Origin of the sequence: Qipengyuania sp., from assembly GCF_042095715.1 — a bacterium.
In the GTDB taxonomy this organism is placed as follows: Bacteria; Pseudomonadota; Alphaproteobacteria; order Sphingomonadales; family Sphingomonadaceae; genus Qipengyuania.
This window is the reverse complement of the sequence record NZ_JBELMO010000015.1, coordinates 15,595-28,432: the sequence shown is the minus strand read 5'-3', so window position 1 is coordinate 28,432 and position 12,838 is coordinate 15,595. Positions and strand designations below refer to the sequence as shown.

General features: G+C 65.5%; 11 protein-coding genes. 7 read left to right on the top strand and 4 right to left on the bottom strand.

Features of this window, described 5'->3' with window-relative positions; translation table 11 throughout:
* The first annotated feature begins 103 nt into the window (after nucleotides 1-103).
* Nucleotides 104-628 (top strand): single-stranded DNA-binding protein, encoded by a 525-nt coding sequence (gene ssb, locus ACFDTG_RS05820; protein ID WP_375290071.1) that lies wholly within the window; start codon nucleotides 104-106, stop codon nucleotides 626-628.
* A 62-nt stretch (nucleotides 629-690) separates the two neighbouring features.
* Here ssb and ACFDTG_RS05815 read toward each other — a convergent pair whose 3' ends face one another.
* Nucleotides 691-3,000, bottom strand: coding sequence for a CDC48 family AAA ATPase (locus ACFDTG_RS05815; protein WP_375290070.1), 2,310 nt, complete (start codon nucleotides 2,998-3,000; stop codon nucleotides 691-693).
* Nucleotides 3,001-3,447: 447 nt separating this feature from the next.
* On the opposite strand from ACFDTG_RS05815, the gene ACFDTG_RS05810 reads away from it, so the two are divergent.
* The 6 genes from ACFDTG_RS05810 to ACFDTG_RS05785 all read left to right on the top strand — a co-directional run bounded on the left by ACFDTG_RS05810 (nucleotide 3,448) and on the right by ACFDTG_RS05785 (nucleotide 8,663).
* Nucleotides 3,448-4,155, top strand: coding sequence for a CoA transferase subunit A (locus tag ACFDTG_RS05810; RefSeq protein ID WP_375290069.1), 708 nt, complete (start codon nucleotides 3,448-3,450; stop codon nucleotides 4,153-4,155).
* Complete coding sequence (locus tag ACFDTG_RS05805) at nucleotides 4,155-4,946, top strand: hypothetical protein (protein WP_375290068.1); 792 nt, start codon at nucleotides 4,155-4,157, stop codon at nucleotides 4,944-4,946. Before ACFDTG_RS05810 ends, ACFDTG_RS05805 begins: the two co-directional genes overlap by 1 nt.
* Nucleotides 4,943-5,854, top strand: coding sequence for a 5'-nucleotidase, lipoprotein e(P4) family (locus tag ACFDTG_RS05800; protein ID WP_375290067.1), 912 nt, complete (start codon nucleotides 4,943-4,945; stop codon nucleotides 5,852-5,854). Before ACFDTG_RS05805 ends, ACFDTG_RS05800 begins: the two co-directional genes overlap by 4 nt.
* Nucleotide 5,855: 1 nt before the next feature.
* Nucleotides 5,856-6,524, top strand: coding sequence for a CoA transferase subunit B (locus tag ACFDTG_RS05795; RefSeq protein ID WP_375290066.1), 669 nt, complete (start codon nucleotides 5,856-5,858; stop codon nucleotides 6,522-6,524).
* Nucleotides 6,524-7,429, top strand: a complete 906-nt coding sequence (locus tag ACFDTG_RS05790) for an alpha/beta hydrolase (protein ID WP_375290065.1) — start codon at nucleotides 6,524-6,526, stop codon at nucleotides 7,427-7,429. Before ACFDTG_RS05795 ends, ACFDTG_RS05790 begins: the two co-directional genes overlap by 1 nt.
* Nucleotides 7,430-7,529: 100 nt before the next feature.
* Nucleotides 7,530-8,663 (top strand): CaiB/BaiF CoA transferase family protein, encoded by a 1,134-nt coding sequence (locus tag ACFDTG_RS05785; protein ID WP_375290064.1) that lies wholly within the window; start codon nucleotides 7,530-7,532, stop codon nucleotides 8,661-8,663.
* Here the strand turns inward: ACFDTG_RS05785 and ACFDTG_RS05780 are convergent.
* The 3 genes from ACFDTG_RS05780 to lnt are packed head-to-tail and all read right to left on the bottom strand — an operon-like array spanning nucleotide 8,648 to nucleotide 12,815.
* Nucleotides 8,648-9,910 (bottom strand): DUF418 domain-containing protein, encoded by a 1,263-nt coding sequence (locus ACFDTG_RS05780; RefSeq protein ID WP_375290063.1) that lies wholly within the window; start codon nucleotides 9,908-9,910, stop codon nucleotides 8,648-8,650. The two genes, ACFDTG_RS05785 and ACFDTG_RS05780, sit on opposite strands and share 16 nt — an antisense overlap.
* A 42-nt stretch (nucleotides 9,911-9,952) precedes the next feature.
* Nucleotides 9,953-11,170, bottom strand: coding sequence for a methionine adenosyltransferase (gene metK, locus ACFDTG_RS05775; protein WP_375290062.1), 1,218 nt, complete (start codon nucleotides 11,168-11,170; stop codon nucleotides 9,953-9,955).
* Between the two features lie 40 nt (nucleotides 11,171-11,210).
* A complete protein-coding gene (lnt, locus tag ACFDTG_RS05770) occupies nucleotides 11,211-12,815 on the bottom strand; it encodes an apolipoprotein N-acyltransferase (protein WP_375290101.1) in 1,605 nt (534 codons plus the stop codon).
* Nucleotides 12,816-12,838 lie beyond the last annotated feature (23 nt).

Below are 12,838 nucleotides of genomic sequence, written 5' to 3'. Positions count from 1 at the left end.
AGTTTCGGATTGCCGGTTGCACGCCTCCCCGGCCGGGGCCTACCTGTCGCGGGAATCAATTACGGCTGCGCTGCCGCGGCCATTTCTAAGAGGACAGGAACAGATGGCGGGTAGCCTCAACAAGGTCATGCTGATCGGCAATCTGGGCGCGGACCCCGAGGTGCGCAGTTTCCAGAACGGCGGGCGGGTCTGCAATCTGCGGATAGCGACCAGCGAGAACTGGAAGGACAAGGACGGCCAGCGCCAGGAACGCACCGAGTGGCACACCGTGGCGATCTTTTCCGATGGCCTCATCAACGTGTGCGAAAACTACCTGAAGAAGGGCAGCAAGGTCTATATCGAAGGCCAGTTGCAGACCCGCAAGTGGCAGGACCAGAATGGCCAGGACCGCTATTCGACCGAGGTGGTGTTGCGCGGCTTCGGCGGCACGCTGACCATGCTGGATGGGCCGGGTGGCGGCGGTCAGCGCGGCGGTGGTGGTGGCGGCGGCAGCGGCGGCGGCTGGAACCAGGGCGGCGGCGGACAATCGTCGGGCGGCGGCGACAACTGGCGCTCCGGCGGAGGCGGCGGCTCGGGTTCGGGCGGCGGTTCCAACTACGACGATCTGGATGACGACATCCCGTTCTGATCGGCGCAAGATCGAAAAAAAGGGGCGCCGGTGCTGCGATGGCACCGGCGCCCCTTCTCGTTTCAGTCCCCGTGCTTCTCCGCGCGGGTAGGTTGCAGCATTTCGGGCGCGAAGAAGCCGATCGGCTGCGCTTCGGCGGCCCGCTTTTTCAGTTCGCCGCGCATCTTTTCGTATTCGGCCTCCATCTGTGCAGTCACGGTGGCGCGCGAATCCTTGAGCGCCTCGTCGAAATCCGCCTTGGTCACCTCGCTCACCTCGCCGCCGGCGCGGTGGAGCGCGTTGAGACCTGCGCGGCGAACAACGTCTTCCAGATCCGCCCCGGTGAACCGTTCCGTCTTCCCGGCCACATCGGCCAGATCGACATCGTCTGCGAGCGGCATGGCCTTGGTATGGATCGACAGGATCCGCTCCCGGCCCGCCTTGTCGGGCGTACCGACATAGACCAGCTCATCGAAGCGACCGGGCCGCAGCAGCGCGGGATCGACCAGCGTCGGCCGGTTGGTCGCACCGATGACGATGACCGATTGCAGCTCTTCCAGCCCGTCCATCTCGGCCAGGATCGTGTTGACCACGCGGCCCGTCACCTGCGGCTCGCCCTGCCCGCTGCCCCGCGCGGGGACCAGGCTGTCGATCTCGTCGATGAAAAGGACCACCGGCGCCACGGAGCGCGCGCGCTGGAACAGGCGGGCGATCTGCTGCTCGCTTTCGCCGTACCATTTGCTGAGCAGGTCGGAGCTTTTCATCGAAATGAAGTTGGCCTGCGCCTCCTTGGCGACTGCCTTGGCCAGCAGAGTCTTGCCGGTACCCGGCGGACCATAGAGCAGGAAGCCCTTGGCAGGGCGGATGCCCAGCCGATGAAAGGCATCGGGATGCTTCAGAGGCAGCTCGATCCCTTCCTTGAGCTTCTCGATCGCTCCGGTGATACCGCCGATGTCGCCCCAGCCGACGCGGGGAACCTGCACCATCACCTCGCGCATGGCGGATGGCTGCACGCGCTTGAGCGCAGCGAGGAAATCCTCGCGGCTGACGTAGAGATCCTCCAGTACTTCTGGCGGGATCGTCCGCTCGTCGAGGTCCAGCTTGGGCATCAGGCGGCGGACAGCCTCGATAGCCGCTTCGCGCGCCAGGGCGGCGATGTCGGCGCCCACGAAACCATGGGTGGTACGCGCCAGCTCGTCGAGATCGACCTTGTCGCCCAGCGGCATGCCGCGGGTGTGAATCGACAGGATTTCCCGCCGTCCCCGCTCGTCCGGCACGCCGATCACGATCTCGCGGTCGAACCGCCCCGGGCGGCGCAGCGCCTCGTCGATGGCGTCGGGGCGATTGGTCGCCGCGATGACCACCAGGTTCGCGCGCGCTTCCAGCCCGTCCATCAGCGTCAGCAACTGGGCGACCAGCCGCTTCTCCGCCTCGCCGGGAACCCGGTCGCGCTTGGGAGCGATCGAATCGATCTCGTCGATGAAGACGATGGCGGGTGCATTGCGGGCCGCTTCCTCGAAAATCTCGCGCAGCCGCTTCTCGCTCTCGCCATAGCCGGACCCCATGATCTCGGGACCGTTGATGGTGTAGAAGTTGGCGTCGCTTTCATTGGCCACGGCCTGTGCCAGCCGGGTCTTGCCCGTTCCCGGCGGGCCATGCAGCAGAACGCCGCGTGGCGGGTCAACACCCAGCCGGGTGAACAACTCCGGATAGCGCAGCGGGAGTTCCACCATCTCGCGCAACTGCTGGATGGTATCGCTCATGCCGCCGACATCGTCGTAATTGACCACGGCGCGCCCGCTCTTGGGCTCCTCGAACTGGGCGCGCAGCTCCACCTCGGTGTTCTCGTCGATATGGACGATGCCCTTGGGGCTCGTCGATACAACCGTCAGGCGGATCTGCGTAAGGGCATAGGCCGGCGCGTTGAACATCCTGCGCACCTCGGGCGGCATGTTCTGGACCGGCTGCTGACCGGTGGTGGCCACGAGATCCCCCGCGACGAGCGGCTTGCGGAAGAAATTGCGCTTGAGGGCCTGCGTGGGACCCTGAAGACGCAAATCCTTGCTCGCCGGGGCAAAGACCACGCGAGTCGCCGGCCGCGATTGCGCGGCCTTGATCGTGACATGCTCGCCCGATCCGACTCCGGCGTTGTTCCTCTGCAGGCCATCCAGCCGAACCACGTCGAGCGACTGGTCTTCGTCATAGGCAGGCATCGCGACGGCCACGGTGCTACGCTTCCCCACGATTTCCAGGATATCGCCCTCGGTGACACCCAGAGCCTGCAAGGCGGTGCGCGGCAGTCGAGCGATCCCCTGTCCGCTTTCCTCCTGCCTTGCCGCCGCGACCTGCAATCGAACCGTCTTGTCTGCTATTGCCGCGTCTGCATCGGCCATGGGCCATTCTCCGTTTGAAACTTTCAGGCGGTGAGATGGGAACGCCCCGCCTGCTGGTCAAATGGGCAAAATCGGGAATCGGTCCGGCAGGCTCTAATCGGCCCGGGTCGAAACCCATCGCAGCGGGCAAGAAAAAGGCCCGGTCAGCAAAGCCGACCGGGCCGAAAGTCTTGGGAGAGGATGCCTGAAAGGCAGGGAGACATATGCTGGCGGAGCGCAAATTGTGCAAGTGCAAAAAGGTTCAGGTATGGTTGCATTTTACGCAACATTTGAGAATATGGCGATTAATCAGCATCTTATGTTAAGACGCCATCTTTGAACCTGGTACCCATTCGCATTATGCAGTCGTATGCGGTGCATTGCAGCATGAAATGCCGAACCCATCGCGCCGACAGGTGACAGAATCGCCCTCAGTCATTAGGTCACCTCGCGAAAGTGGGAGCGACCATGAAAAAACTCTATTCCGACGCCGCCTCGGCGCTTGAAGGCGTCCTTCGCGACGACATGCTGATCGCCAGCGGCGGGTTCGGCCTTTGCGGCATTCCCGAACGGCTGCTCGACGCAATCCGTGACAGCGGCGTGAAGGGGCTGACGTTCTGCAGCAACAACGCCGGCATCGATAACGAGGGGATCGGCAAGCTGCTGCGCACGCGGCAGGTCAAGAAGATGATTTCCAGCTATGTGGGCGAGAACAAGGAATTCGAACGCCAGTTCCTGGCGGGGGAGCTCGAAGTCGAATTCTGCCCGCAGGGTACCTTGGCGGAACGCATGCGCGTCGGCGGAGCAGGCATTCCCGGCTTCTACACCAAGACGGGCGTCGGAACGCAGGTGGCGGAAGGCAAGGAAGTCAAATCCTTCGCTGGCGAAGACTACATTCTCGAACACGGCATTTTCGCCGATCTCGCCATCGTCAAAGCGTGGAAGGCGGACGAGACCGGCAATCTCGTTTTTCGCAAGACCGCTCGCAACTTCAACCTTCCGGCTGCGACCTGCGGCAAGGTATGCGTGGTGGAAGTAGAGGAGATCGTCCCGGTCGGCTCGCTCGATCCGGACTGCATTCACCTGCCCGGCGTCTATGTCCAGCGCATGATCGTGGGCGCACCTTACGACAAGAAAATCGAATTCACGACCACGCGGGAACGCGAGCCGGCGTGATGCGCCACGCCGTCCTTGCGATGGCGACGGGGGCGGCCGCGCTGCTGTTGCAGGGTTGCGCCGCTGCGGTGTTCCCGGTGGTGGCCGGCATCGCCATGACCCGCCCGCAGATCGGAAGCTCTCCGAAGGCCCCGCAGCCGGAAGAAAAACAGCGGGCGGTGCAGATCGTCTCGCTCACCGAACTGCCCCCGCCCGATTTCGTCACCCGCGCGACCGATCTTTCGATCGAGAGTTTTCGCACCTACGCCCTGAAGGCTGCTCTTCCGGGTCTGAATCGTCGAAGCGCAATTCTGGCCGATGGCGCCGATATGTCTCTGAGCCGGACCGCCTGCAAACCGGGGTCCCCCGCGGTCTTCATCGATTTAGATCCGGGGCGCGCCAGTTTCGATCCGTTGAGCCGATCGCGAGCCGCGCCGGGACTGGTTCAGACCTTGGCGGATTTGCGAGAGGCCGGGGTAGAGATCGTCTGGTTCAGCCGTCTGAGCGACAATTTCGCCGCGCCGGTTCAGGCTGCGCTCGCGCAAAGCGGGCTGGATTCTGCAGGAGGAGACCGTGTGGTGCTGATGCGCAACCTGGACGAGCGCAAGCAGACGCGGCGCGACGAACTGGCCGCCGAAATGTGCCCCATCGCCATGCTGGGGGACGAACGCGCCGATTTCGACGAACTTTTTCTCTATCTCAAACAGCCCCAGGCCGCCATCGCGCTCGAACCCATGATTGGCCAGGGATGGTTCCTGACCAGTCCGATAGAACCCGACCTTGCCCCTCCCCAAGCCGGAGCCCAGCCATGAAGGCGCATTCTTTCCTGACCGTTCTCGCCCCATTCGTGCTTGCCGGATGCGCCGCGCAGCCACCACTTGCCTCCACCGCCCCCGCTGCGGGGTCGCCGGCGATGGGGCTCGAAGCTGCGGCACCGGACAGCATGCGCTGGCTTTACGGGTCGGGCGAGGCGGCCGGTGCCTCGATCCAGGCCTATCGCATGCTGGCCGACTACGCCGTCGCGGTCAGTCGCCAGCGCAAGATGCCCCAATCGGTGCCGATGGGCTTGCCCGATGCGGAAGGAGGCATCGGGACGCCCAGTTGCCAGCGCGCCGATGGCAGCCAGAAACCCTTCGCAGTCGTCTTCGATGTCGACGAGACGCTGATCCTCAACAACGGCTACGAATACTGGCAGGCGCGCGGAAACCCCTATAATTCCGACGACTGGGCGGATTGGGCGGCGAACGGCGCCCGCTTCGTCGCGCCCGTGCCGGGGGCGGTAACCGGCCTCAAGCGCCTCCGCGAAGCCGGGATCACCGTGGTCTTCAACACCAATCGCAAATCGGACACTGCCGCCGGCACCGTAGCGGCGATCGAGGCTGCGGGGCTGGGACCGGCGGTCCACCGCCAGACCCTGTTCCTCAACGGCGACGATGCGATGGGTGGCCGGAAGGACGGGCGCCGCGCGATGATCGCCGAGAATTTCTGCGTGATCGCTCTGGCGGGCGACAATCTCGGCGATTTCGCCGACGTCTTCAACATTTCCCAGATGCCGCCCCAGGCCCGGCGGGAAGCCGTGGCGCGGGGGCAATACGCGCAGCTTTGGGGCAACGGCTGGTTTGCCCTGCCCAATCCCGTATACGGCGATTCCATCAAGGGCACCGTGGGCGAGGTCTTCCCGCCCGATACGCGCTGGACGCCGAATTCCAAGGAACGCTGACATGACCGACACCGCCACAAAGACCGGCACGAAAACCGGATGGACCCGCGACGAAATGGCCGCCCGCGCAGCGCGCGAACTGGAAGATGGCTATTACGTCAATCTCGGCATCGGCATCCCGACGCTCGTCGCCAACCATATCCCCGAAGGCATGATGGTGACGCTGCAGAGCGAAAACGGCATGCTGGGGATCGGCCCTTTTCCCTATGAAGGGGAGGAGGATGCAGACCTCATCAATGCGGGCAAGCAAACCATCAGCGAACTGCCGCACAGCGCCTATTTCGACAGCGCGGCCAGCTTCGCCATGATCCGCGGCGGGCATATCGATCTGACCGTGCTGGGCGCGATGGAAGTCAGCGAGACCGGCGACATCGCGAACTGGATGATACCGGGCAAGATGATCAAGGGCATGGGCGGCGCCATGGATCTGGTGGCCGGGGTCAAGAAGATCATCGTGGTGATGGAACACACCAGCAAGCACGGCGAGCCGAAGTTCATCCCCGAATGCACCTTGCCGCTCACCGGTCGCAACGTGGTCGACATGATCGTGACCGACCTCGCCGTGTTTCAGCGCCCCGATCATGACAGCCCCTTCAAGCTGATCGAGATGGCCCCCGGCGTCACCGCGGACGAAGTGGCCGCGAAGACCACGGCCAAGTACGAGGCCTGATGCGGCGCGCGCTGCTTGTCCTCGCCGCGATCCTGGCCGTCATCGCCGGAGCCTGGCTTCTGATTTCTCCGCCCAAGCTCCTGTCGTTGGTCGATGGCGTCGCGGGCGGCGGGCGCGGAGCACAGCGTGTGGCCAAGGCCGTGCCATTCGGCAGTCACGGGCAAACGCTGGACATCTGGGCGCCCGATCGGGTTTCAGGCCCGGCAGCTGCGCGCCCCCTCCCCGTCGTAATCTTCTGGTACGGCGGCGGATGGGTGAAGGGCGACCGCGACGCCTATGCCTTCGCTGGCCGCGCGCTGGCGAAAGCGGGTTTCGTCGTCGTAATCCCGGATTACCGCAAGGTGCCCAAGGTGCTGTTCCCGGATTTCCTGGTGGACGGCGCGGAGGCGGTGCGCTGGACGCGCGACAACATCGCCCGCTTTGGCGGAAATCCTACGCGCCTCGGCTTGGCAGGCCATTCGGCGGGGGCTTACGAAGCCGTAATGCTGGCGCTCGACAGCCGCTGGCTGAAGGCAAAGGGAGTGGATCCCGCCATCGTGGGTGCGGTGGTCGGTCTATCCGGCCCCTATGATTTCTATCCATTCGATTCGCCCCGTTCCAAGGCCGCCTTCGGCAAGGCGCCCGACCCGCAGCTGACCCAGCCGATCCGCTTCGCAAGGGACGATGCGCCGCCGATGCTGCTTGTCACGTCCGACGGCGACACACTGGTGAGGGCGCGCAACGCCAACAATCTGGCCGCCCGCCTGACCGATCTTGGCGCCCGAGTCGAAGTGCGCAACTATGGGTCGCTCAGCCACGAAGAGGTGGTGATGGCGCTGTCGAAGCCCTTCCGCGACAAGGCGCCGGTGCTGGGCGATATGAGCGCCTTTCTCCATGCGGCTTTCTCCGACAGGGCCTCCCGATAGAGATTTTGGAGAGAGATATCGGCGCGTTTCTCCGCCCGTCTGACAAGGACCTTGGCGTCTGCGCTTGACGCGGCAGGCGCGCTCCCGCAGCGATACCGCCATGTGGCTGCCCCAACCCCGCAATCCCAATGCCCCGCTCGCCGGCCTGAAGGTGCTGGAACTTGCCCGGGTTCTTGCCGGTCCATGGGCCGGGCAGATCCTTGCTGACCTCGGGGCCGATGTCATCAAGGTCGAAAGCCCGGACGGGGACGGAACGCGGAAGTGGGGCCCGCCCTGGGTGGAGCACGATGGCGAGCGGGCCGCGGCCTATTATCATGCCACCAACCGGGGCAAACGCAGCATCGTCGCCGATTTCACCGATCCCGCCGATCTCGACCGGGTGAAGGAACTGGCGCTTGGCGCCGATGTCGTTATCGAGAATTTTAAGACGGGCGCGCTTGCCAAGTTCGGCCTCAATCACGATGCGCTTTGCGCCGCGAACACCCGCCTGGTCTATTGCTCCATCACCGGCTTCGGGCAGACGGGCCCCCGCGCTCACGAAGCCGGCTATGATTTCGTCGTCCAGGGCATGAGCGGCTTCATGGCCTTGACCGGGGAGCCGGCCGGTCAGCCGATGAAGATGGGTATCTCCATCAGCGACCTCACCTGCGGGCTCTACAGCGTCATCGGCATCCAGGCGGCGCTTGCGATGCGGGAGCGCACGGGCCGGGGCCAGCACGTGGACATGGCGCTGTTCGATTGCTCCGTGGGCATGCTCGCCAGCCAGGCGCTGCACTACCTCGTAACCGGCGGCAATCCACCGCGGATGGGCAACGAGCATGCGCAGGTGAGCGCTTATGGCGTTTTCCCGACGAGCGATGGGGAGATCGTGCTGGCGCCCGCCAACGACGGCCTGTTCCGCAAGCTGCTCAGCGTGCTGGGGCGTGAGGATCTGCTGGCGGAGCCGCGCTTCGCCACCAATGAGGCAAGGCTCGAGAATCGCGCCGAGCTGGACGCTGTCATCGCCGGTGCGACGGGCGGGAGGCCGCAGAAGGAGCTGCTGGCGGCGTGCAATGCGGCGGGCATCCCCGCAGGCCCGATCCACGCGATCGACCAGATGTTCGCTGATCCACAGGTGTTGGCGCGCGGAATGCGCGTCAATCTGGACGGCGTACCGGGGGTGCGCAGCCCCTTCGTTTTCTCCGAGGGCGAACTCGCGCTCGACCGGCCCTCGCCCGCTCAGGGGCGCGGCTGAGCGCCGGTCAGCAGCTGCGCCAGGCCGCGCCACAGACGCTCGAACGGGCCGGTCCGAAAACGTCTGGAATACCAGGGTGATGCCAGCAGGATCAGTGCGATAATCGCAAGCGCGACGCCGGTGGTGGCGACGCGTCCCATGGTCGCGAACAGGCCCAAACCCCATTGCGCGTAGATTGCCGCCGCCACGATGCTGGCGCCGATGTAATTGGTCAGCGAAAGGCGCCCGGCGGCCGCGAGCCGCGCTCCGATCCCTGCGGATAGGGACGTGCTACCCCAACGCGCATAGAGCAGGGCGATATAGCCCAGGCCGAGGATGATCGCGAAGGGCTGGCTCCAGACGAGAGCCGTGCTGCCGACCACAATTCCGCTGAAATCACTAGCAAAGGCCCAGGCGCACAGCAGCATCAGCGGCGGGAGGGATAGTGCCAGACAGGCAGTTGCCAGCGTCCGGTAATGCTGGCGTTTCCACGCCCCGGACAGAAGACCGGCGCGCCATCCCCATACGCCCAGGAGCATGGCGGCAAGGGTCTGCGGCGCGAACAGGCCGAGGATCATCAGCTGATCGCGCCACAGGCCCGCCATGCGGACAACGCGTTCCGGCAGCGATTCGCGGCCCATGGCGAGGCCCCATTCGGTCACGGCGGGGATGCTTCCGAACTCGGCCTCCAGAATCCAGGGTAGGCTACCGGGCACCAAGCTTTCCCCGGCTTGCCAGTCGCTTAGCAGATAGCCGAAGGCCAGCCCCAGGCCGATAACATGGACCGCGGCGCACGCGGAAATGGCGATCAGCAGCCCGCGCCGGGACGTCCGCAGGAAGGCGGGAAGCACCATACCGACAAGCGCATAAAGGCGCAGGACATCGCCGTTGGCGAGGAGCAGCGCGTGGACGATCCCGATGACGAGCAGCGCCGCCATGCGTGCGTAATGGCTGGAAATTCGGCGCTTTGCTCCACCCCGGTCCCACAGAATCGCCACCCCAGCCCCGAACAGCATGGCGAAGATGGCGCGGAAGGCGTCCTGTGCCAGCACCGATTCCACCGCCCAGATCGCCAAGGCCAGCGGCCCGTCCCCGCCCCACGCCGTCGGATTGAAATAAGCCGCTGGCGGCATTGCGAAATTATAGACGTTGAGGAGGACGATCCCGCATACCGCAAGCCCGCGCAGCGCGTCCATCGTATCGATCCGAACCGGGGGATCGAGCGCCACCCCCTTGGGTCGATCGCCCGGTTGATCGGGGAGGTTCAAATGCGGAACACCCCTTCGATCATCACGGAAATCGACAAGGGCTCAAACAAATGCGGCCTTGAGTTCGTCCACCAGATCGGTGCGCTCCCACGGGAAGAAATCGCCCTCCGCCTCGCGCCCGAAATGGCCATAGGCGGCGGTGCGGCGATAGATCGGCTTGTTGAGACCCAGATGGGTGCGGATCGCGCGCGGGGTCAGCCCACCCAGCTTGGTGATGGAGCGGATAGCATCTTCCAGCTTGTCGTCGGTGATGCCGTCGGCTGCGGTGCCATGGGTATCGACATAGAGCGAAAGCGGCTCGGACACGCCGATGGCATAGGCGATCTGGATGGTGCAGCGCGTGGCAAGCCCGGCTGCGACCACGTTCTTCGCCAGATAGCGGGTGATGTAGGCCGCCGAACGGTCCACCTTGGTCGGGTCCTTGCCGCTAAATGCGCCGCCGCCGTGCGGGGCCGCGCCGCCATAGGTGTCGACGATGATCTTGCGCCCCGTCAGCCCGGCGTCGCCATCCGGCCCGCCGATCACGAAGCTGCCGGTGGGGTTGATGTGCCATTTGGTGGCATCGGACAGGAACCCGTCGGGCAGGATATCCGCCACCACGCCCTTCACATAGTCTTTGAGCTCGGCTTCCTTGCCGCCCGCATCATAGCCTTCCGCGTGCTGGGTGCTCACCACCACAGCGGTGCAGGCGACGGGCTTACCGTCCTGGTAGCGCAGCGTGACCTGGCTCTTGGCGTCGGGTTCGAGGAAGGGCGCCGCGCCGCTCTTGCGGTCGTCGGCCAGCCGGCCGAGGATCTTGTGGCTGTAATCGAGCGGGGCGGGCATCAGGTCGGGCGTCTCGTCGCAGGCGAAGCCGAACATGATGCCCTGGTCGCCCGCGCCTTCGTCCTTGTTGCCCGCCGAATCGACGCCCTGCGCGATATGCGCGCTCTGCGGGTGGAGATTGTTTTCGAAGTGCAGGGTTTCCCAATGGAACCCGTCCTGCTCGTACCCGATCTCGCGAACGGTGCGGCGGACGGCATCCTCGATCTCCGCCTCCACCCCCTCGGCCCAGTTGCCGTCGGTATCCATGATTCCCTTTCCGCGAATCTCGCCGGCCAGGATCACCTTCTGCGTGGTGGTCATGGTTTCGCAGGCTACGCGCGCTTCGGGGTCCTTGGCAAGGAACAGGTCGACGATCGCGTCCGAAATCTGGTCCGAAACCTTGTCCGGGTGCCCTTCGGACACGCTTTCCGAGGTGAACAGGTAATCACTGCGCATGCGGGATATTCCAATATAACGATAGCTTTATATGTGGGCTTTAGCGAGGCTCCCTGCGCCTGACAACAAGCCAAGCGGCAACAAGGATCAGCCCCCACATCAGGGTAAGGCCGTGGCCCATCCGGGCGAAAGGCGTGGGCGCCAGCGCGGGGGGCACTACCCCGTCGATCCGATCGGCCCTGTCGCGCTCGATGCTGGCGCGCACCACGCCATGCGCATCGACGACCGCGCTGATTCCGGTGGTGGTGGAGCGCAGCACGGGCAGCCCCTCCTCGATCGCGCGCATGCGCGCTTGCGCCAGATGCTGTGGCGGGCCCCAGGCCCCGAACCAGCCATCGTTGGAGGGATTGAAGATATAGTCCGGGCGCACCGCCGGATCGACCACTTGGCCGGAGAACACGATCTCGTAACAGATCTGGATCCCGGCCTGGCCCCACGGGCCAAGGTTCACCGTGCGCGGGCCGGGGCCGGGAATGAAATCGAGCGTCCCCGCCACCAGCCGCGCCATGCCCAGCGGGCCGAGCAGGCCGCGCATCGGTAAGTATTCGCCATAAGGCACCAGATGCGACTTGTCGTAGCGCCCGCGAAACTCGCCTTCCTGGTCGATCGCGACGACCGAATTGTACGCGGCGACAGCGCGCGGATAGCCGCCCTCGTCCGCAATCCGCAGATTGACCACGCCCGCCAGCACCAGCCCGCCATCCCCCGCGGCCGCGCCCACGCGCCCGCGCGCAAATTCCGGATCGCCGCGCGCGGTGAGCTGGTCGTAATAGCGCTGCGGATAACCGGATTCGAGATAATCGGGCAGGGCACTCTCGGGCCACAGCACAAGCCGGCGCTCGGTATCGCGCCGGGGCCGGGTCAGCGCGGCGAGGCGCGCGAACTGTTCTTCATACTTGGTCGGGTCGTTCAGCTCTTCCTGCTGGAGATTGGGCTGGACCAGCGTGAAGGGCAGCGTCCCCTGCGTCCGCGCCGGGGCGGGCCACAACATGGCGGCGAGGATCGCCGCCGCCCCTGCGCCGGCTGCGGCCCAACGCCGCGCCAGCATCCCCGCCAGCAAAAGCGTGACCGCCGTCACCAGCAGGCCAGACAGCGCGTAGGTGCCGGTCAGCGGCAGCAGCAGGGCCGCGCCGGGCCGCGTAAACGGGCCGAGCAGCGACAGCGACAGCGGCGGCCAGGGATAGCCGGTGAAGACCCAGCTTTTAAGCCACTCCCCCGCGATCCACGTCGCTCCGAAGATCGGCGCGAAGACGGTCAGGGAGCGGCCCCTCGACAGCGCCCGGGCCGCGCCGGCGGCGAGGGCGGGATATAGCGCGAGATAAAGGGAGAGCAGCGGCACCGCCGCCCAGCCGAGAACGGCGGGCATCTTGGCCTGATGGGTAAAGGCGGTGGCGATCCAGTTGTTGGCAAGCGTGAAATGGGCAACCCCGAACAGCCAGCCGATCCAGGCCGCGCGGCGCCATCCGGCGCTTTGCCACACCAGCCACGCGAGGACTGCGGTCGCCAGCAGGGTGAGCGGCCACAGGCCGAGCGGAGGGAAGCCGGTGGCCCCGACGAGGCCGCAGGCGAGCGCGGCAAGGCGCGGATGGGAGGCCAGACCGGCGGCAAACCGCGCGGGCAGGCGGCGATCGGGCCCACCCGTCATCGCCGAGGACTGTGCCACCTTAA

Excerpts from the sequence above, each read along its gene's own strand:
- ssb (WP_375290071.1), top strand. The coding sequence starts at position 104 with ATGGCGGGTAGCCTCAACAAGGTCATGCTGATCGGCAATCTGGGCGCG.
- ACFDTG_RS05815 (WP_375290070.1), bottom strand. The coding sequence starts at position 3,000 with ATGGCCGATGCAGACGCGGCAATAGCAGACAAGACGGTTCGATTGCAG.
- ACFDTG_RS05810 (WP_375290069.1), top strand. The coding sequence starts at position 3,448 with ATGAAAAAACTCTATTCCGACGCCGCCTCGGCGCTTGAAGGCGTCCTT.
- ACFDTG_RS05805 (WP_375290068.1), top strand. The coding sequence starts at position 4,155 with ATGCGCCACGCCGTCCTTGCGATGGCGACGGGGGCGGCCGCGCTGCTG.
- ACFDTG_RS05800 (WP_375290067.1), top strand. The coding sequence starts at position 4,943 with ATGAAGGCGCATTCTTTCCTGACCGTTCTCGCCCCATTCGTGCTTGCC.
- ACFDTG_RS05795 (WP_375290066.1), top strand. The coding sequence starts at position 5,856 with ATGACCGACACCGCCACAAAGACCGGCACGAAAACCGGATGGACCCGC.
- ACFDTG_RS05790 (WP_375290065.1), top strand. The coding sequence starts at position 6,524 with ATGCGGCGCGCGCTGCTTGTCCTCGCCGCGATCCTGGCCGTCATCGCC.
- ACFDTG_RS05785 (WP_375290064.1), top strand. The coding sequence starts at position 7,530 with ATGTGGCTGCCCCAACCCCGCAATCCCAATGCCCCGCTCGCCGGCCTG.
- metK (WP_375290062.1), bottom strand. The coding sequence starts at position 11,170 with ATGCGCAGTGATTACCTGTTCACCTCGGAAAGCGTGTCCGAAGGGCAC.
- lnt (WP_375290101.1), bottom strand. The coding sequence starts at position 12,815 with ATGACGGGTGGGCCCGATCGCCGCCTGCCCGCGCGGTTTGCCGCCGGT.